The sequence below is a fragment of the Geodermatophilus nigrescens genome (genome assembly GCF_900129495.1).
In the GTDB taxonomy this organism is placed as follows: domain Bacteria; phylum Actinomycetota; class Actinomycetes; order Mycobacteriales; family Geodermatophilaceae; genus Geodermatophilus; species Geodermatophilus nigrescens.
Genome location: NZ_FQVX01000001.1, coordinates 1,137,180 through 1,154,064, shown reverse-complemented (window position 1 = coordinate 1,154,064; position 16,885 = coordinate 1,137,180). Strand labels below are relative to the sequence as shown.

The following is a 16,885-nucleotide window of genomic DNA, read 5'->3' as shown; positions in this document are numbered from 1 at the left end:
TTCTCGGAGGGGGACGCAGCGGGGCGCTGCGCACCGGGTCGGGGGGTGACCCGGGCCGGCCGGGAGGGCCGGCGTGGTGGTGCTGCGGGGCGGGCCGGGGCGGTGCCCCGGTCCCGTTCCGCACCGCCCCGGCCGGAGCCGGGTGCGGAGCCTGACGCTGGGCCGGTACGGCGACGGCGGGACGGTCCGGTGCGGGATCCGGGGGCGGCGGTCCCGGCGGGGGGCCCGGTCGGGGTCCCGGTTGGGGTCCCGGCCGCGCTGCCGGGGCCGCCGGGGCTGCCGGCGGGGGCTCGGCCGGTGGTGCCGCCGGGCGCTCCTCCGGGGCGGGACCCGCGTCCGGCCCCGGCCGCGGGTCCCGGTCGGGGACCTGCGACCGCTCCGGTCCTCCTGTGTCCGCGGGATCGACGGGGTCCACCAGGTCATGGCGTCCCCACGACCACAGCGATGCCCACCACCCGGTTGCCATGCCTGTGTTCCGCCTTCGCCGAGGGCCTTGCACCACCCAGACAACACGTCCCGGGAGGGCCGGGCAAACCGGCGGGCGTCTCTGCAGGTGAGCGGGCCGCCACCCACCGCGACGGTCCCGGCGACCCGCCGGAGGCGGCCCGGCGGGCCCGCGGGCGCGCCCGCCCGGCCGCCGCCCCGGCGCACTCCGGTACCTTCCGCCGGGAACTCGCGGGCCCGCCCGCCGCCTGTGGAGGAGACGCCGTGAAGACCCGGGACCTCGCCTACGTCGCCCTCTTCGCCGCGATCATCGCGGTGCTGGGGACCCTGCCGGCCATCCCCGTCGGCGCCGTGCCGATCACCGCGCAGACCCTCGGCGTGATGCTCGCCGGCGCCGTCCTGGGTGCCCGCCGCGGCTTCCTCGCCGTGCTGCTGTTCCTCCTGCTGGTCGCGGTCGGCCTGCCGCTGCTCTCGAGCGGCGCCGGCGGCCTCGCGCCCTTCGCCGGCCCGACGGCGGGCTACCTGTTCAGCTGGCCGTTCGCCGCGGCGCTCATCGGCTGGCTCACCGAGCGCCTGTGGGACCGCTACAACGTCGCCTGGGGCATGGCCGTCAACGTCCTCGGCGGCATGGTGCTCGTCTACGCCGTCGGCATCCCGGTGACCGCCGCCGTCCTGGACGCGCCGCTGTGGGCCACGGCCACCAGCGCGCTCGCCTTCGTCCCCGGCGACCTGCTCAAGGCGTTCGTCGCGGCGGCCATCGCCGACGTCGTGCGGCGCAGCTACCCGGTGATCGAGCGTCCCCGGCGGGCCGTCGGCAGCCGGTGAGGTTCCGCCGTCCCGGGACGGCCGGGGCGCCCGCCGCGGCCGACGTCGCCGACCCCGGCCGCGGCATCGAGCTGCGCGGGGTCGGGCACCGGTACGGCGAGCGGGTGGTGCTCGACGGCATCGACCTGACCCTCACCGAGGCGCGCGTGGGCGTCGTCGGCGCCAACGGGTCGGGCAAGTCGACGTTCGCCCGGCTGCTCAACGGGCTGGTGGTGCCCACCTCCGGCAGCGTCACCGTCGACGGGCTGGACACCCGCACCCAGGTGCGGGCGGTGCGCCGGCGGGTGGGCTTCGTCTTCCAGGACCCCGACGCGCAGATCGTGCACCCGACGGTGGCCGAGGACGTCGCCTACGGGCTGGAGAACCAGGGCGTGCCGCCCGCCGAGCGGGCCGCGCGCGTGGCGGAGGTGCTCGAGCGGTACGGCCTGGCCGGGCACGCCGACCACCCCGCCCACCTGCTCTCCGGCGGGCAGAAGCAGCTGCTGGCCATCGCCGGGGTGCTCGTCATGCGCCCGGCCCGCATCGTGTTCGACGAGCCGACGACGCTGCTGGACCTGGTGAACGCGCGCCGCGTGGCGGGGCTCATCGCGGGGCTGGAGCAGCAGGTCGTCGTGGTGACCCACCAGCTCGACCTGCTCGACGGCTTCGACCGGGTGCTGGTGGTCGACGGCGGCCGCGTGGTCGAGGACGCCTCCCCCGGCCCGGCGGTCGCCGCCTACCGCGCGCTGATGGCCGGCCGGTGACCCTCGCGCTGTACGTCCCGCGGGCGAGCCTCGTGCACCGGCTGCCGGCCGGGGCGAAGCTGCTGTGCCTCGCGGCCCTCGCCGTCGCGCTGTTCCTCCTGCCGACGCTGCCCGCCGCCGCTGGCGCGCTGGCCGGCGTGCTGGTGGTGGGCCTGGCGGTCGCGCGGCTGCCGCCGGCCGTGCTGGCCCGGCAGGCGCGGGCGGTGCGCTGGTGGCTGCTGGCGCTGCTCGTGGTGCACGCACTGACCACCGACCTGCGCACCGGGGCGCACGTGGCGCTGCGGCTGCTCGCCCTCGTGCTGGCCGCGGCGGTGGTGACGGCGACGACGCGGGTCAGCGAGATGGTCGCGGTGGTCGAGCGGCTGTGCGGCCCGCTGCGCCTGGTCGGCGTCCGCCCGGCGCGGATCGGGCTCGTGGTGGCGATGGCGCTGCGGTTCATCCCCGTGCTCGTGGAGCGCGCCGACCGGATCCGCGCCGCACAGGCCGCGCGCGGCGGGTCCCCCCGCGGGGTGCGGGCGCTGCGGACGACGGTCGCCCCGCTGCTGGTGCAGGTGCTGCAGATGGCCCACGACGTCAGCGAGGCGCTCGACGCCCGCGGCGCCGACGACGACCCGCCCCGGCGCCGCCGGCGCCCGGCTCCTGCGGAGGCCTCCCCGTGACCGTGACCGAGATCTGGTTGACCACCGAGGCCGCCGCCCCGATGCGCCGGGTGCCCACCGCGCGGCTGGTGGCCGGGCTGGGGCTGGAGGGCGACCGCTACGCGCTCGGCGGCGGCACCTGGGCGCGGTACCCGGACCTGGAGAAGCAGCTGACGCTGATCGACGGCGCCGACGTGGCGGCGGTGGCCGCCGAGGTGGGGGTGCCGCTGACGCCGGGCGACACCCGCCGCAACCTGGTGACCACCGGCGTCGACCTGCCCGCGCTGGTGGGCCGCTTCTTCGCGGTGGGCGACGCGCTGCTGTTCGGCATGAAGCGCTGCCCGCCGTGCGCGCACCTCGAGCGGCTGACCGGTGCGCGGCTGGTGAAGGCGATGGTGCACCGCGGCGGGATCAACGCCGCGGTGTTCGCCGGCGCGGAGATCGCCGAGGGCGCCGTCGTCCGGCCGGTGACCGACGAGGAGGCCGCCCGCCGCGGCGCGCCGACCGGTGCCGACCGGCCCGTGCCGCGGCTGGTCGCGGGCTGAGCCGTCGGCTCCTCCGTCCGCCCGGCCGCCCGGCGGAACCCCGGCGCCCGCCGGTCCGTCGAACCGGTGTGGACACCCTCCGCACGCTGCTGAACCTGGTCTGGCTCGTCCTGCACGGCTGGATGCTGGCGCTGGCCTACGCGCTGGCCGGGCTGATCGCCTGCGTCCTCGTGGTCACCATCCCGTTCGGGATCGCCGCGTTCCGGCTGGCCGGCTTCGTGGTCTGGCCCTTCGGGCGGACGACGGTGCGCGCGCCGGGCGCCGGGGTGGCGTCGGCGGTGGGCAACCTGCTGTGGTTCCTGGTCGCCGGCTGGTGGCTGGCGCTGGTGCACCTCGCCGCGGGCGTCGTCTTCTGCCTGACGATCGTCGGCATCCCGTTCGGCGTGGCGTCGTTCAAGCTGGCCGCCGTCGGGCTGTTCCCGCTGGGCAAGCGGGTGGTCGAGACGGCGCCGCCGCGCGACTGGATGCACGCCGGCGGCGGCGTGGTGCAGGCCGGCGCGTACCGCTGAGGCCTACTCCCCCGCGGCGGCGGCCGGCTCGGGCTCGTCGGCCCAGCGGAGCAGGAACTCCTTCTCGTCGGGGCTGAGCCGGCGCGGCCGGTCGATCGTGAAGTCGAACGGCACGAGCAGGGTGCTGCCGGTGACCGCCAGGCGCTCGTGGTCGAACACCTCGTAGTGGCAGGTGAAGGCGGCCGCGCGGATGCCCGACACCCAGATCTGCACGTCGAGCGGGCGGGCGGAGTAGACGACCGGCCGCTTGTAGGCGATCTCGTGGGCGGCGACGACGGTGCCGCGGCGCAGGCCGGTCCGCTCCTCCAGCGACGCCCGCTCGAAGAACAGCGCCACGCGGGCCATCTCGAAGTACTGCAAGTACACGACGTTGTTGACGTGCCCGTAGGCGTCCATGTCCGACCAGCGCATCGGGACCTGCACCGTGAACCGCACGGTCCGACACCCTGCCGCACCGGTCCCGTGCCCGTCGACCGCGACCTACCGTCGGGACCGTGGACCCGTGGGACGACGGCGCACCGGGCGTGCTCGTCCTGCCGTCGGGACGCCGCGTGCGCGGCCGCGGGCTGCGCCGTCCCCTGCCGGCAGGACCGGAGCCGGGCTTCGGCGTCTACCTGCTCGGGCGGCGCCCGCCGGCCCTCGCCTGGGAGGGCCGCTGGGTGCGCTGGCCGGACTTCCGGCTGCCGGCCGACCCCGGCGACCTGCGGGCCGCGCTGACCGAGGCCTGGGAGCGCTCGGCGACCCAGCGGGTCGAGGTCGCCTGCGGCGGCGGGACTGGCCGCACGGGGACGGCGCTGGCGTGCCTGGCCGTGCTCGACGGCGTCCCGCCGGAGGAGGCGGTGGCGTTCGTGCGCCGCCGCTACCGGGCCCGCGCCGTGGAGACCCGCCGGCAGGCCCGCCTCGTCGCCGCGTTCCGCCCGTGAGCGGCCCGGAGACGCCGACGGCCGGCCGGAGCGGGTGCTCCGGCCGGCCGTCGGGGGGCCTCGCCGCGGACTGGCCGCGGACTAGTCGCGGGTGAGCTTGCGGTAGGTGGCCCGGTGCGGGCGGGCGGCCTCGGGGCCGAGCCGCTGCACCTTGTTCTTCTCGTAGTCGGCGAAGTTGCCCTCGAACCAGAACCACTTCGAGTCGCCCTCGTAGGCGAGGATGTGGGTGGCCACGCGGTCGAGGAACCAGCGGTCGTGGCTGACCACCACGGCGCAGCCGGGGAACTCCAGGAGCGCGTTCTCCAGGCTGCTGAGCGTCTCGACGTCGAGGTCGTTGGTCGGCTCGTCGAGCAGCAGCAGGTTGCCCCCCTGCTTGAGCGTCAGCGCCAGGTTCAGCCGATTGCGCTCACCGCCGGACAGGACGCCGGCCGGCTTCTGCTGGTCCGGGCCCTTGAAACCGAAGGCCGCGACGTAGGCCCGCGAGGGCATCTCGACGTTGCCGACCTTGATGTGGTCGAGACCGTCGGAGACGACGTCCCACAGCGTCTTCTTCGGGTCGATGCCGCTGCGGCTCTGCTCGACGTAGGAAACCTTGACCGTCTCGCCGACCTTGATGTCGCCGTCGTCGGGCTTCTCCTCGCCGACCAGCATCTTGAACAGCGTGGTCTTGCCGGCCCCGTTCGGGCCGACGACGCCGACGATGCCGTTGCGCGGCAGCGTGAAGGACAGGTCGTCGATGAGGAGGCGGTCGCCGAAGCCCTTGGTCAGGTCCTTCGTCTCCACGACCACGCTGCCCAGCCGGGGGCCCGGCGGGATCTGGATCTCCTCGAAGTCGAGCTTGCGGAACTTGTCGGCCTCGGCGGCCATCTCCTCGTACCGCTGCAGGCGGGCCTTGCTCTTGGCCTGGCGGGCCTTGGCGCCCGAGCGCACCCACTCGAGCTCCTCGGCGAGGCGCTTCTGCCGCTTGGCGTCCTTGGCGCCCTCGACCTTGAGGCGGGTGGCCTTGGTCTCCAGGTAGGTGGAGTAGTTGCCCTCGTAGGGGTAGGCCCGGCCGCGGTCCAGCTCGAGGATCCACTGGGCGACGTTGTCGAGGAAGTACCGGTCGTGGGTGACGGCGACGACGGTGCCGGCGTACTTCTCGAGGTGCTGCTCCAGCCACGCGACGCTCTCGGCGTCGAGGTGGTTGGTGGGCTCGTCGAGCAGCAGCAGGTCGGGCGCCTCGAGCAGCAGCTTGCACAGCGCGACGCGGCGGCGCTCACCACCGGACAGGACCGAGACGTCGGCGTCGCCGGGCGGGCAGCGCAGCGCGTCCATGGCCTGCTCGATGCGGTTGTCGAGCTCCCAGCCGTCGTTCTGCTCGATGACCTCCATGAGCTCGCCCTGCTCGGCGAGCAGCGAGTCGAAGTCGGCGTCGGGCTCACCCATCGCCGCGCTGACCTCCTCGAAGCGGGTCAGCGCGTCGCGCAGCGGCTTGACCGCCTCCTCGACGTTGCCGCGCACGTCGAGCTCCTCGTTGAGCGGCGGCTCCTGCAGCAGGATGCCGACGGTCGCCTCGGGCGCCAGCGACGCGTCGCCGTTGGAGGGCTGGTCGAGGCCGGCCATGATCTTGAGGACGGTCGACTTGCCGGCGCCGTTGGGGCCGACCACGCCGATCTTGGCGCCGGGCAGGAAGGACAGCGTGACGTTGTCCAGGATGACCTTGTCGCCGTGCGCCTTGCGGGCACGGGCCATGGTGTAGATGTACTGAGCCACTGGGCGTTCGAGCCTTCCGTCGGTGCGCGGTGTCCGTGCGCAGGGAGGGCGGGCCGGTGCGTGGTCCGGCCCGGCCCCCGTGCGTTCTCGGTCCCGATCCTCCCAGTCGCGGGCGGCTAGTGGAGAGCCGGTTCGGGCAGGGCGCCGTGCGCCGTGCCACCCGCGGACGAGTCGGGGTCCAGCTCGTACAACGGCTCGGAGGGCCCGGAGTAGTCCCGGCCGTCCATCTCGTCCTCCGGCGTCCCGTCGAGCGCCTCCCGCAGCGCCTCGTCCACGGCCTCCTGCACCGGGGGCGCGGCGGTCGTGCTGCGCTGCGTCTTGCGGAACTCGGCCGTGCCCCGGCTCAGGTCGAGGCCGACGGCCCGGGCCCGGATCCGCGGCCGGCTGCCCCGGCCCTTCTCGTTCTCCCACTCCTCGGTGCGCAGGAGGCCGCGGACGACGACCGGGTCGCCCTTGCTGACGCTGGACGCCACGTTGGCGCCCAGCTCGTTCCAGCACTCGACGTCGACGAAGAAGCTGGACCCGTCGACGTAGGTGCCGGTGGCCGCGTCGTAGCGGCGCTCGGTGGAGGCGACGCGGAAGTTGGTCACGGCGCCGTTCTGCGTGCGCACGCGGGTGGGTGAGGCGACGACGTTGCCGGTGACGGTGATCTCGGTGGCGCTCACGGTGCTCCTCGGGGTCTCGCGGCCGGCGCGGTGCCGGCCCGACGACGACCCTGGGCCCGCCGGCGGCCCGCGGACGGCGTCCGCGGCGGCCTGTGGACCCACCGGCGCCTGTGGACGCCGCACGAGCGGATCGTCACCCCGCCGTGCCACGGCGCACACGGGTGCCGCGGGAGGTGCCATCATCGGCGACCGAGCGCCCGTAGCTCAGCGGATAGAGCAGGTGCCTTCTAAGCACTTGGTCGCAGGTTCGATCCCTGCCGGGCGCGCTCCTCCGATCGGTCGCCGCGCACTTGTCGTCGCGTGCAAGTGACGCCGAAGGTCGCCGCAAGTGGCGCGCGGCACGGTGCTCCCGAGCACCCGGGGACGGTCCCGGGCCCGATCGAGGAGCCGGACATGACCCAGGTCCACGACCCCCGCCACACCGCCCAGCCGTACGCCCCCCAGGGACACGGCCCCTACGCCCCGCCGCCGTTCCCGGCCCCCGGCTTCGGCGCCCCGGCGCAGCAGCCGAGGAAGAAGCGCACCGGCGCGATCGTCGGCAGCGTCGTCGCCGTCCTCGTGCTCGCCGGCCTCGGCATCGGCGCGTTCCTGCTCTTCGCCCCGCGGGTGCTCGACACCGCCGAGGCCGAGCGGGAGATCGCCTCGCTGGCGCAGGAGCAGGTGGGCGTGACGCTGACCGACGTCAGCTGCCCCGACGACGTCGACCTCGCCGCCGGCACCGTCACCACGTGCACCGGCTCGCTCGAGGGCCAGGACGTCACCTTCACCGTCGAGCAGACCGACGACGAGGGCAACGTGACCATCGAGAGCGACCAGGTCTACGTGCCGGTGGCCGACGTGGAGGCGCTGCTGACCGAGCAGTTCGCCACCGAGGCCGGCCTGACCGTGAGCTCCACCTGCGACGCCGGCGAGCGCACCGTGCTCGTCGCCGCCGACGGCCTGCAGCTGACCTGCACCGTCGCCCTCACCGACGACCCGGCCAACACCGGCGAGGTCCTGGCGAACGTCGACGCCGCGGGCAACGTCACCTTCGACGCCTCCTGACCGACCGCCCCGCGGGCGCCCCCTGACCCCGGGCGCCGCGACACCTCCTCACAGACGAGTGGCCCGGGACCGCACAGGTCCCGGGCCACTCGTCGTGGTGCAGGTCAGCGCGAGGGTGACCAGCCGATGGCCGGTGCCACGTGCCGCGCGACGTTCTCCAGCAGCGCGGCGTTGTACTCGACCCCGAGCATGTTCGGCACGGTGATGAGCAGGGTGTCGGCCTCGCGGACGGCGGCGTCCTTGGCCAGCTCCTCGGCGACCTCGTCGGGCTCGCCGGCGTAGCTGCGGCCGAAGCGGGCGCGCACGCCCTCCAGCAGGCCGACCTGGTCGGACGAGCGGCGCTCGTCGCCGAAGTAGACGCGGTCGAGGTCGGACACGATCGGGACGACGCTGCGGCTCACCGACACCCGCGGCTCGTGCTCCCAACCGGCCTCCGCCCACGCGGCGCGGTAGCGAGCGATCTGCTCGGCCTGCAGCTCGTCGAACGGCACTCCGGTGTCCTCCGACAGCAGCGTCGAGCTCATCAGGTTCAGCCCCTGGCGGGCCGCCCACTCGCCCGTGGCCCGGGTGCCGGCGCCCCACCAGATGCGGTCGGCGAGGCCGGGCGACTGCGGCTGGACGGCGAGCCGGCCGCGGGCGCCGCCGGTCATGCCGGGGGCGGCGTCGACGACGGTCGCGCCGCGCACCGCGGCGAGGAACAGCGCCGTCTTCTCCCGCGCCAGGTCGGCGTCGGTGGCGCCCTCCGGCGGGACGTAGCCGAAGGCCTCCGAGCCGCGCAGCGCCGTCTCCGGGGATCCCCGGCTCACGCCGAGCTGCAGCCGGCCGTCGGCGAGCAGGTCGGTGGCCGCGGCCTCCTCGGCCATGTACAGCGGGTTCTCGTAGCGCATGTCGATCACGCCGGTGCCCAGCTCGATGCGCGAGGTCCGCGCGGCCATCGCCGACAGCAGCGGGAACGGCGAGGCCAGCTGCCGGGCGAAGTGGTGCACCCGGACGAACGCCCCGTCGAGGCCGAGCTCCTCGGCGGCGACGGCGAGCTCGACGGTCTGCACCAGCGCGTCGCGCCCGGTGCGCACCCGCGAGCCCGCGATCGGCTGCCAGTGACCGAAGCTCAGGAACCCGATCTTCTTGTCCACGCCGGAGACCAGCGCGAGGGGCGGGGCGGATGTTCCCGTTGGGACGGTGTCGTCACCGGATGTGACCAGGTGACCACGACATTCCGAGGGCGGGTTCCGTCACTCCGGCAGGGACGTCGGCGAGGCTGTCCGGGTGACTCTCAGCGCCCCCCACGTGCCGCGGCCCCGGGCCGACCAGCCCGGCGAGCGCGGCAGTGCACCGGCGGGGACGAGGCTGCGGGCCATCGACACGCTGCTGGCCGACCGCGGCCAGATGTTCCGGGCCCTCTTCCTCTCCTCCCCCGTCCCCAAGGCCCTCGTCGACCTCGACGGGCACCTCCTGGTCGTCAACGACGCGCTGTGCGCGCTGGCCGGCCGCGGGATGGACGACATGGTCGGCCGGCACGTCGACCTGCTGGCCCACCCCGACGACGCCCCGCTGCCCGACGCCCCCGCTCCCGGCGAGGACGCCGCCCTCGACCCGTGGCTGCGCCAGGACGGCGAGCGCCGCCTGCGCCGCGCCGACGGCACCGAGCTGTGGGTGCAGCAGAGCCACGACGTCGTCCACCGCAGCACCGGCGAGCCGCAGTTCGCCGTCCTGTCGCTGGTCGACGTCACCGACCGCCGCCGGGCGGAGGAGGACCTCGTCCGCCGGGCGTTCACCGACCCGCTGACCGGCCTGCCCAACCGGCGGGCGCTGACCGACCGGCTCGCCCACGCCCTCGCCCTGTCCCGCCGCCGCGGGCTGCAGGTGGGCCTGGTGCACCTGGACCTCGACCGGTTCCAGGCGGTCAACGACACCCTCGGCACCGAGGCCGGCGACCAGCTGCTCAGCCAGGTCGCCGACCGGCTGCGCTGGAGCACCCGCGTCGAGGACACCGCCGTGCGCCTGGGCGCCGACGAGTTCCTCATCCTCGCCGAGGACGTCGAGGACCTCGACGGCCTGCGGGCGCTCGCCGACCGGCTGCTCGCCGTCCTCGACGACCCGTTCCAGCTCGGCGGCCGGGAGATCGTGCTGTCGGCGAGCGTCGGGCTGACCCTCGGCTCCGACGTCGCCCCCGACGACCTGCTCAAGCAGGCGCACAGCGCGATGACCCGCGCCAAGCGCGACGGCAGCCAGGGCCGCATCGAGGTGCACGACGGCGGCCTCACCGAGGACGAGGTCGACCTGCTGCAGCTGGAGACCGACCTGCGCCGCGCGCTGGAGGAGGACGAGCTCCGGCTCTTCTACCAGCCGATCGTGTCCCTCTCCGACGAGACGCTGCTCGGCTACGAGGCGCTGATCCGCTGGCAGCACCCCACCCGCGGGCTGCTGCCGCCGGGCGCCTTCCTCGACGCCGCGGAGAACAACCGGCTGACGTCGAAGCTGGGCGCCTGGGTGCTCCGCCGGGCCTGCACCGACGCCGCCGGCTGGCCGGCCGGGCTGCGGGTGCACGTCAACGTGTCCGCGCGGCACCTGGCCGAGGAGGGCTTCACCCGGCTGGTCGCCGACGCCCTCGACGAGTCGGGCCTGCCGCCCGAGCGGCTGGAGCTGGAGATCACCGAGTCGACGGCGCTGTTCGCCGCCGAGGCCACGCTGCAGGCGGTGCAGGAGGTGACCGAGCGGGGCGTCACGCTGGCGCTGGACGACTTCGGTACCGGCTACTCGGCGATCACCGCGCTGCACCGGCTGCCGATCCACACGGTGAAGATCGACCGGTCCTTCGTCGCCGGGGTGGTCCGCGAGCCGTCGTCGGCCGCGCTGGTGCAGGGGCTGCTGCAGCTGGGCCAGGGCATGGGCCTGCAGGTCATCGCCGAGGGCATCGAGGACCTCGACCAGGCCGAGTGGCTGCGCCGGCACGGCTGCGCGATGGCCCAGGGCTACGCCTTCGGCCGGCCCGCGCCGCTGCCCAGCCGCGCGGACACCACCTCCGCCGAGGTCATCGTCGGCAAGGCCGCCGAGGAGGCTGCCGCGGTGCTCGAGGCGGTCACCGGCGAGCTCGAGGCCGTCGTCGCCGAGGACCTGCCGGTGGCCGGCGGCGACGGCATCGACCTCATCGCGCTCGAGGACGACGACGACCTGCCGTTCCCGCCGCGCCCGTTCCTCAAGGTCGTCGACGACACCGACGAGCCCCACCGCGACGGGGACGAGCCCCGCGCCTGACCCTCAGGCGCGGGGCAGCGCCAGCGGCACCGGCCGCTTCGGCGCGCGCCCGTCGCCGGAGGACCGGCCGCGCACCCGGCGGGCGATCCACGGGGCGACGAACCCGCGCACCCAGGCCGCCTCCTCGGCCAGCGCCGCCCGCAGCGCGCGCGGCGGGGCCGGGGGCAGCGGGGTGCGCCAGTCGTCGCCGCCGGTCACGGGCACGCCGAGCGCCTCGGCCGCCGCACGGGCGATCCGCCGGTGGCCCTCGGCGGTGAGGTGGATGCGGTCGCTGTCCCAGAGCCGCCAGTCCAGCAGCCAGTCCGCACCCCACTGGTCGAGCACGACGGCGCCGTGCCGCGCCGCGATCGACCACAGCGAGGCGTTGAACACCGCGACCCGGCCGCGGGTACGCCGGATGATCGGCGTCAGCCGCGGGTCGACGCCGGTGGCCAGCAGCACGTCGGCGCCGTCGGCCCGGAAGCCGGCCACCGCCTCCTCCAGGGCGGCGGCCAGCCGGTCGGGGTCGGCGCCCGGGCGGAGCAGGTCGTTGCCGCCGGCGACCAGGCTGACCAGGTCGGGCCGGGCGGCGCGGGCCACCGGCACCTGCTCGGCGAGCACCTGGGGCAGCAGCCGGCCGCGGATGGCGAGGTTGGCGTACTCGACGTCGTGCGGCGCGGCAGCGGCCAGGTGCCCGGCGAGCCGGTCGGCCCAGCCGCGGTACTCGCCGGGGCGATCGGGGTCGGGGTCGCTCAGCCCCTCGGTGAACGAGTCGCCGAGGGCGACGTAGCGGCGCCAGGGAGAGCGGGACGGTGCGGGCACCCGACCACCTCAGCACGCGCCCCCGGCCTCACCCGCGCCAGGTCTCGAGCAGCCGCAGCCAGATCTCGTTGACCGTGGGGTAGGCCGGGACGGCGTGCCACAGCCGGCTGATCGGCACCTCCCCGACGACGGCGATGGTGGCCGCCTGCAGCAGCTCGGCGACCGCCGGACCGACGAAGGTGACGCCCAGCAGCACCTCCCGCGAGGTGTCGACGACGGCGATCGCGGTGCCCTCGTAGCCGTCGGCGAACAGCGAGGCGCCGGCGACCGAGCCGATCGGGTACTCGACGACGCGGTGCGGCACGCCGGCCTCGCGGGCCTGCGCGCTGGTCAGCCCGACGCTGGCCACCTGCGGGTCGGTGAAGACGACGGCGGGGGTGGCGGCCCGGTCGGCGGTCGCGGTGTACGGCGACCAGTCCTCGACGGCGACCTCCTCGCCGCGGGCGCGGGCGACGATCGCCGCGGCGGCCTGGCGCGCCTGGTACTTGCCCATGTGGGTGAGCTGGCGGCGGCCGTTGACGTCGCCGACGCCGTAGAGCCAGGGCAGCCCGCGCACCTGCAGCGTGTCGTCGACGTCGAGGTACTCCCCCGGCTCCAGGCCGACGGTCTCCACGCCGATCCCGGTGGTGCGCGCCTCGCGGCCGGTCGCGACGAGCACCTCGTCGCCGCGCAGCTCCTCGGTGCCGACGGTGAGCACGACCTCGTCGCCGTCGCGGCGGGCGGCGGTGACGTCGGCGTCGAGGCGGACGTCGACGCCGCGGTCGCGCAGCGAGGCGAGCACGGCGTCGCCGGCCTGCGGCTCGGCGCCGGGCAGCAGCCGGTCGCCGCGCTGCAGCAGGGTGACGGTGGAGCCGAGGGCGTTCCAGGCGAAGGACATCTCGCAGCCGACGTAGCCGCCGCCGATCACCAGCAGCCGGCGCGGGGCTTCCTTGGCGCTCGTGGCCTCGCGCGGGGTCCACGGCTGCACGTCGGGCAGGCCGTCGACCGGCGGGACCGCCGCGGCCGACCCGGTGCAGACGGCGACGGCGTGCCGCGCGCTCAGCCGGGTCTCGGTGCCGTCGGGGCCGGTGACGACGACGGTGCGCTCGCCGTCGAGGCGGGCGGTGCCGCGCAGCAGGTCGATGCCGGCGCCCTCGACCCACGAGACCTGGCCGGCGTCGTCCCAGTTGCTCGTGAAGGAGTCGCGCCGCTCGAGGGTGGCGGCGACGTCCTGCTCGCCGGTGACCGCGGCGGCCGCGCCCTTGACCGCCCGCGCCTCGGCGATGGCCTCGGTGCCGCGCAGCAGCGCTTTGCTCGGCATGCACGCGTAGTAGGAGCACTCACCGCCGACGAGGTGCTCCTCCACCAGCACGGCGCTCAGCCCCCCGCGGACGACGACGTCGGCCACGTTCTCACCGGTGGACCCGGCACCCAGCACGACGACGTCGTAGGTCTTCTCATCTGCGCTGCTCACGGGCCCATCCTGGCCGGTGTGGTCGACTGGCCGCATGCCCGTGTCCCCCGCCGAGTTCAGCGCCGCCCTGCGCCGGTACGCGGCGGGGGTGGGGCTGCTGACCGTCCGCGACGACATCGACGACGTCGGCACGACCGTCACCTCGGTGATGAGCGTGTCGGCCGACCCGCCGCTGGTGGCGGTCGGGCTCACCGCGGACGGCTACCCGGCGGAGGTGCTGGAGGCCGTGGGCTCGTGCGCGGTCAGCGTGCTCGCGGCCGGGCAGGCGATCCTCGCCAGCCGGTTCTCCTCGGCCGGGCGCCCCTCGGCGCGCCACCTGCTGGAGGGCGTGCCGTGGTCGCGGGCGCCGCACAGCGGGGCGGTGGTGCTCGACGGCGGCGTCGTCGGACTGGACTGCCGCCTCGACCGGCTGGTGGAGGCCGGGGACCACGTGCTCGCGCTGCTCGCCGTCGAGGGGGTGCCGGTGCTGCACGAGGACGCCGCTCCCCTGCTCCGCCTGGGCGGCCGCTACGTCGACGCCCCCGGGGGCCGATAGCGCTACAACGGCCCCGACGGTCGGCGTGACCTGGGACACAGGCGCTTCCCGGCGCGGGCAGGTCTAGCGTCGGGGGCGATGAGCGAGCCGCAGACCCCCGTGCCGTCCGCGCTCCGGCGCGCCCTCGCGCGCGCCGAGCGGGGGGTGACCCTCGACGCCGGCGAGGCGGAGACGCTGCTCTCGGCGAGAGGCCTCGGCGACGGTGAGCCGCTCGACCGGCTGCTCACCGCCGCCTCCCGGGTGCGCGACGCGGGCCTCGCCTCGGCCGGCCGTCCCGGCGTCGTCACCTACAGCCGCAAGGTCTTCATCCCGCTCACCCACCTGTGCCGCGACCGCTGCCACTACTGCACGTTCGTGACCACGCCCGGGCAGCTGCGGGCCCAGGGCAAGGCGCCGTTCCTCTCCCCCGACGAGGTGCTCGACATCGCCCGGCAGGGCGCGGCGCTGGGGTGCAAGGAGGCGCTGTTCACCCTCGGCGACCGCCCCGAGGACCGCTGGCCGGTCGCCGCCGAGTGGCTGGAGGCGCACGGCTTCGACTCCACGCTCGGCTACCTGCGCGCGATGGCGATCCGGGTGCTGGAGGAGACCGGGCTGCTGCCGCACCTCAACCCCGGGGTCATGACCTGGGAGGAGGTGCAGCGGCTCAAGCCGGTGTCGGCGTCGATGGGGATGATGCTCGAGACGACGGCGACCCGGCTGTGGTCCGAGCCCGGCGGCCCGCACTTCGGCTCCCCGGACAAGGAGCCGGCCGTGCGGCTGCGGGTCCTCGAGGACGCCGGCCGCTCCGCCGTCCCGTTCACCACCGGCGTGCTGCTCGGCATCGGCGAGGACGCCGCCGAGCGGGTCGACGCCGTCCTGCGGATCCGGGCCGCGCACCAGCGGCACGGGCACGTGCAGGAGGTGATCGTGCAGAACTTCCGCGCCAAGCCGCGCACCGCGATGGCCGCGCACGACGACCTCGCGCTGCAGGAGTACGTGGCCGCCGTGGCCGTCACCCGGCTGCTGCTCGGCCCGCGGGCGCGGGTGCAGGCGCCGCCGAACCTGTCGGACTCCACCGAGCTCGGGCTGCTGCTGCGCGCCGGCGTCGACGACTGGGGCGGGGTCAGCCCGCTCACGCCCGACCACGTCAACCCCGAGCGGCCCTGGCCGAACATCGACAAGCTGGCCGCGCTGACCGCGGAGGGTGGCTTCACGCTGCGCGAGCGGCTGGCCGCCCAGCCGCGGTACGTGCTGGAGCCCGAGCCGTGGCTGGACCCGCGGGTGCGCCCGCACGTGGCCGCGCTGGCCGGGCCCGACGGCCTCGCCGTCGAGGGGCGGGTCCCGGCCGGGCTGCCGTGGCAGGAGCCCGACGAGGCGTGGGTCTCCACCGGCCGCACCGACCTGCACGTGGAGGTCGACACCGTCGGGCGCACGTCGGACCGGCGCGGCGACTTCGACGCCGTCTACGGCGACTGGGCGGACCTGCGGGACCGGACGACGGCGGCCCGCGACGGTTCCTCCACCGCCCTGCCCGTCGGCTCCCCCGAGGTGCACGCCGCGCTGCGCGCCGCCGAGCGCGACCCGGCCGGCCTCAGCGACGCCCAGTACCTGGCGCTGCTCGGCGCCGACGGCGCCGACCTCGAGGCGCTGACCGCGCTGGCCGACGGCGTCCGCCGCGACGTCACCGGCGACGACGTCACCTACGTCGTGAACCGGAACGTCAACTTCACCAACGTCTGCTACACCGGCTGCCGGTTCTGCGCGTTCGCCCAGCGGCGCACCGACGCCGACGCCTACACGCTCTCGCTGTCCGAGGTGGGCGACCGGGTCGACCGCGCGTGGGCCGCCGGCGCCACCGAGATCTGCATGCAGGGCGGCATCCACCCCGACCTGCCGGGCTCGGCCTACCTCGACCTGGCCCGCGAGGTGAAGCGCCGGCAGCCCGGCATCCACCTGCACGCCTTCTCGCCCATGGAGATCGTCAACGCCTCCGCCCGCACCGGGCTGTCGTTCGAGGACTTCCTGCGCGCGGCCAAGGAGGCCGGCCTGGACAGCGTTCCCGGCACGGCCGCGGAGATCCTCGACGACGACGTCCGCTGGGTGCTGACCAAGGGCAAGCTGCCCGCGGCGACCTGGCTGGAGATCATCGCGACCGCGCACCGCGTGGGCATCCCGACGACGTCGACGATGATGTACGGCCACGTCGACACCCCGGCGCACTGGGTGGCGCACCTGCGCACGATCGCCCGCCAGCAGGACGAGACCGGCGGGTTCACCGAGTTCGTGCTGCTGCCGTTCGTGCACCACAACGCGCCGATCTACCTGGCCGGCGTCGCCCGGCCCGGGCCGACGGTGCGGGAGAACCGGGCGGTGCACGCCGTCGCGCGGCTGCTGCTGCACGGGCGGATCGGCAACATCCAGACGTCGTGGGTGAAGCTCGGCGACGTCGGCACCCAGGCGGTGCTGCAGGGCGGGGCCAACGACCTCGGCGGCACGCTCATGGAGGAGACGATCAGCCGGATGGCCGGCAGCGAGAACGGCTCGCTGAAGACCATCGCGGAGCTGGAGGCCATGGCCGCCGCCATCGGCCGGCCCGCTCGCCAGCGCACCACCGGGTACGGCACCCCGACCGACGAGCGGCTCGCCACCGCCCGCTCGGAGGAGGGCCGCCGGGCGCTGACCCTGTCGATCACCCCCGCCTGAGCCGGGAGGGCGCGGCCGGCCGATGAGTCCGCCCGGGCCGCGCCGTCTCCCCTCATGACACCGGCACGACG

At 75.5% G+C, this 16,885-nt stretch carries 16 protein-coding genes and 1 tRNA gene; 11 read left to right on the top strand and 6 right to left on the bottom strand.

Translation table 11 applies throughout. The annotated features are described in order from the left end of the window. Positions 1 to 708 precede the first annotated feature (708 nt). The 5 genes from BUE37_RS05785 to BUE37_RS05765 all read left to right on the top strand — a co-directional run bounded on the left by BUE37_RS05785 (position 709) and on the right by BUE37_RS05765 (position 3,704). Entirely contained in the window at positions 709 to 1,269 is a 561-nt protein-coding gene (locus BUE37_RS05785) for a biotin transporter BioY (protein WP_073419106.1), read from the top strand. Further along, on the top strand, positions 1,266 to 2,012 hold the full coding sequence (locus BUE37_RS05780) for an energy-coupling factor ABC transporter ATP-binding protein (protein ID WP_217651133.1): 747 nt from the start codon (positions 1,266 to 1,268) through the stop codon (positions 2,010 to 2,012). Before BUE37_RS05785 ends, BUE37_RS05780 begins: the two co-directional genes overlap by 4 nt. Beyond that, positions 2,009 to 2,671: an energy-coupling factor transporter transmembrane component T gene (locus tag BUE37_RS05775; RefSeq protein ID WP_073419105.1), complete on the top strand. Its 663-nt coding sequence runs from the start codon at positions 2,009 to 2,011 to the stop codon at positions 2,669 to 2,671. Before BUE37_RS05780 ends, BUE37_RS05775 begins: the two co-directional genes overlap by 4 nt. After that, complete coding sequence (locus BUE37_RS05770) at positions 2,668 to 3,195, top strand: MOSC domain-containing protein (protein ID WP_245794309.1); 528 nt, start codon at positions 2,668 to 2,670, stop codon at positions 3,193 to 3,195. Before BUE37_RS05775 ends, BUE37_RS05770 begins: the two co-directional genes overlap by 4 nt. 68 nt (positions 3,196 to 3,263) lie before the next feature. After that, the gene (locus BUE37_RS05765; protein ID WP_073419104.1) at positions 3,264 to 3,704 is read left to right on the top strand and encodes a YccF domain-containing protein; all 441 of its coding nucleotides are present in this window, start codon (positions 3,264 to 3,266) and stop codon (positions 3,702 to 3,704) included. Positions 3,705 to 3,707: 3 nt separating this feature from the next. On the opposite strand, the gene BUE37_RS05760 is transcribed toward BUE37_RS05765, so the two are convergent. Then, the gene (locus BUE37_RS05760; RefSeq protein WP_073419103.1) at positions 3,708 to 4,139 is read right to left on the bottom strand and encodes an acyl-CoA thioesterase; all 432 of its coding nucleotides are present in this window, start codon (positions 4,137 to 4,139) and stop codon (positions 3,708 to 3,710) included. A 59-nt stretch (positions 4,140 to 4,198) separates the two neighbouring features. On the opposite strand from BUE37_RS05760, the gene BUE37_RS05755 reads away from it, so the two are divergent. Continuing rightward, positions 4,199 to 4,627 (top strand): phosphatase domain-containing protein, encoded by a 429-nt coding sequence (locus tag BUE37_RS05755; RefSeq protein WP_073419102.1) that lies wholly within the window; start codon positions 4,199 to 4,201, stop codon positions 4,625 to 4,627. Between the two features lie 81 nt (positions 4,628 to 4,708). Here BUE37_RS05755 and ettA read toward each other — a convergent pair whose 3' ends face one another. Next, the gene (gene ettA, locus BUE37_RS05750) at positions 4,709 to 6,379 is read right to left on the bottom strand and encodes an energy-dependent translational throttle protein EttA (protein ID WP_073419101.1); all 1,671 of its coding nucleotides are present in this window, start codon (positions 6,377 to 6,379) and stop codon (positions 4,709 to 4,711) included. 116 nt (positions 6,380 to 6,495) lie between these two features. Then, positions 6,496 to 7,044, bottom strand: a complete 549-nt coding sequence (locus BUE37_RS05745; RefSeq protein ID WP_073419100.1) for a single-stranded DNA-binding protein — start codon at positions 7,042 to 7,044, stop codon at positions 6,496 to 6,498. Between the two features lie 193 nt (positions 7,045 to 7,237). Between BUE37_RS05745 and BUE37_RS05740 the strand changes: the two genes are divergently transcribed. Both BUE37_RS05740 and BUE37_RS05735 read left to right on the top strand, forming a co-directional pair. Continuing rightward, positions 7,238 to 7,310, top strand: a tRNA-Arg gene (locus tag BUE37_RS05740). Between the two features lie 127 nt (positions 7,311 to 7,437). After that, positions 7,438 to 8,088: a DUF4333 domain-containing protein gene (locus tag BUE37_RS05735; protein ID WP_073419099.1), complete on the top strand. Its 651-nt coding sequence runs from the start codon at positions 7,438 to 7,440 to the stop codon at positions 8,086 to 8,088. A 104-nt stretch (positions 8,089 to 8,192) separates the two neighbouring features. Here the strand turns inward: BUE37_RS05735 and BUE37_RS05730 are convergent, their stop codons facing one another. Then, complete coding sequence (locus BUE37_RS05730; protein WP_073419098.1) at positions 8,193 to 9,221, bottom strand: LLM class flavin-dependent oxidoreductase; 1,029 nt, start codon at positions 9,219 to 9,221, stop codon at positions 8,193 to 8,195. 133 nt (positions 9,222 to 9,354) lie between these two features. Between BUE37_RS05730 and BUE37_RS05725 the strand changes: the two genes are divergently transcribed. Then, positions 9,355 to 11,343: a putative bifunctional diguanylate cyclase/phosphodiesterase gene (locus tag BUE37_RS05725; RefSeq protein WP_083628326.1), complete on the top strand. Its 1,989-nt coding sequence runs from the start codon at positions 9,355 to 9,357 to the stop codon at positions 11,341 to 11,343. 3 nt (positions 11,344 to 11,346) lie between these two features. On the opposite strand, the gene BUE37_RS05720 is transcribed toward BUE37_RS05725, so the two are convergent. Both BUE37_RS05720 and BUE37_RS05715 read right to left on the bottom strand, forming a co-directional pair. Continuing rightward, a complete protein-coding gene (locus BUE37_RS05720; protein ID WP_073419097.1) occupies positions 11,347 to 12,144 on the bottom strand; it encodes an SGNH/GDSL hydrolase family protein in 798 nt (265 codons plus the stop codon). Positions 12,145 to 12,172: 28 nt separating this feature from the next. Then, the gene (locus BUE37_RS05715; protein WP_245794307.1) at positions 12,173 to 13,597 is read right to left on the bottom strand and encodes a dihydrolipoyl dehydrogenase family protein; all 1,425 of its coding nucleotides are present in this window, start codon (positions 13,595 to 13,597) and stop codon (positions 12,173 to 12,175) included. A gap of 34 nt (positions 13,598 to 13,631) precedes the next feature. Here BUE37_RS05715 and BUE37_RS05710 point away from each other — a divergent pair, with 34 nt between their 5' ends. Next, positions 13,632 to 14,132: a flavin reductase family protein gene (locus BUE37_RS05710; protein WP_073419095.1), complete on the top strand. Its 501-nt coding sequence runs from the start codon at positions 13,632 to 13,634 to the stop codon at positions 14,130 to 14,132. A 78-nt stretch (positions 14,133 to 14,210) separates the two neighbouring features. Then, positions 14,211 to 16,814, top strand: a complete 2,604-nt coding sequence (locus tag BUE37_RS05705; RefSeq protein ID WP_073419094.1) for a bifunctional FO biosynthesis protein CofGH — start codon at positions 14,211 to 14,213, stop codon at positions 16,812 to 16,814. Positions 16,815 to 16,885 lie beyond the last annotated feature (71 nt).

Excerpts from the sequence above, each read along its gene's own strand:
- BUE37_RS05705 (WP_073419094.1), top strand. The coding sequence starts at position 14,211 with ATGAGCGAGCCGCAGACCCCCGTGCCGTCCGCGCTCCGGCGCGCCCTC.
- BUE37_RS05735 (WP_073419099.1), top strand. The coding sequence starts at position 7,438 with ATGACCCAGGTCCACGACCCCCGCCACACCGCCCAGCCGTACGCCCCC.
- BUE37_RS05710 (WP_073419095.1), top strand. The coding sequence starts at position 13,632 with ATGCCCGTGTCCCCCGCCGAGTTCAGCGCCGCCCTGCGCCGGTACGCG.